Genomic DNA, 1,283 nt, shown 5'->3' with positions numbered 1-1,283 from the left:
AGAATCTTCCTAAAGACTTCATCCGCAACTAATAACTAAACTAACCCGACACATCAAATTCATATCCAACACAGCAATTAGTTAAACGCCCAGTTACTACCCGCATGTAAGCAAGACAACTTCGACTCACGCCATCGCGCCCCGCCCGGCCCTAAACCCCAAGCCATCCGGGCGTCACACCCTCATCGCTGCGTAAACCAAGCCTTTACCTCGGCAGTAGCCTGTTCGCCCATAAAAAATTCCATTACTCAGGCCGCTGTAATCATTTACTTTATCGCCAGGTTCATTACATTGAAATCGCCTTTTGCAACAGCCGCACTAACACTGATCTATGGAATGATTTATTCAGCACAGTCCTGTGCCGACATTACTATCGACCTGAGTTCTTTAGGCGTTGATGACTCCGTCGCCTACGGTGTATCGGCTGACGGCCGTTTCATCGTCGGCACTGAGTTCACGAGCGGCAATCAATATGCGTTCAAGTACAGCGATGCGACCGGCATGGTCAATCTGGGCACACTGGGTGGCAATCAATCCCATGCCAAGGCCGTATCCGCTGACGGCAAGGTGGTCGTGGGGTTCGCCGCCCTCTCCAGTAACCACACTCACGCCTTCAAGCACACCGATGCAACCGGCATGGTCGACCTGGGCACGTTGAGTGGACAGGGGATGTCAGAGGCGACAGGCGTATCGGCTGACGGCGCGGTTGTCGTAGGCTATTCGTCTGCAACCAATAGCTACTATCGTGCGTTCAAACACACCGACGCGAAGGGCATGATCGATCTGGGCACCCTGAAGGCGGACAACAGCGGCGTCTCCTTTGCCACCGCCGTGTCCGCGAACGGCAGCATCGTCGTGGGATACGCGAATATCGACTCCAGCACAGGCCTGAAACACGCCTTCAAGCACACCGACGCGAGCGGCATGATCGATCTGGGCACCCTGGGAGGGCAGACCTCACTGGCATTCGGCATCTCCGCTGACGGCCATGTTGTCGTGGGAACGGCCCAGACAGCTACAGGCGACACTCAAGCGTTCAAATACTCTGACACCACCGGCATGGTCGGCCTGGGCTCATGGGGTGGCCCTTCCTTTGCTTATGGCGCTTCTGCCGACGGTCGCGTCGTCGTGGGTACAGCTGCGACGGCCACTGGCGATCCCCATGCATTCCGGCACACCGATGCCAGCGGCATGGTCGACCTGGGCACCCTGGGTGGTGGAACGTCATCGGCGACCGGCGTCTCCGCTGACGGCAATGTTGTCGTGGGTATCAGCCTTACGGG

The 1,283-nt window shown here is 57.1% G+C and carries 1 pseudogene; it reads left to right on the top strand.

The features are described 5' to 3' along the window. Window positions 1–336: 336 nt before the first annotated feature. Window positions 337–1,283, top strand: a pseudogene (locus BLS75_RS31860) (HAF repeat-containing protein); the annotation flags it as partial.

Source organism: Pseudomonas sp. NFPP12, from assembly GCF_900103205.1.
In the GTDB taxonomy this organism is placed as follows: domain Bacteria; phylum Pseudomonadota; class Gammaproteobacteria; order Pseudomonadales; family Pseudomonadaceae; genus Aquipseudomonas; species Aquipseudomonas protegens.
Note: the sequence above shows the minus strand (reverse complement) of the source record. Positions and strands in the feature narration are given on the sequence as shown.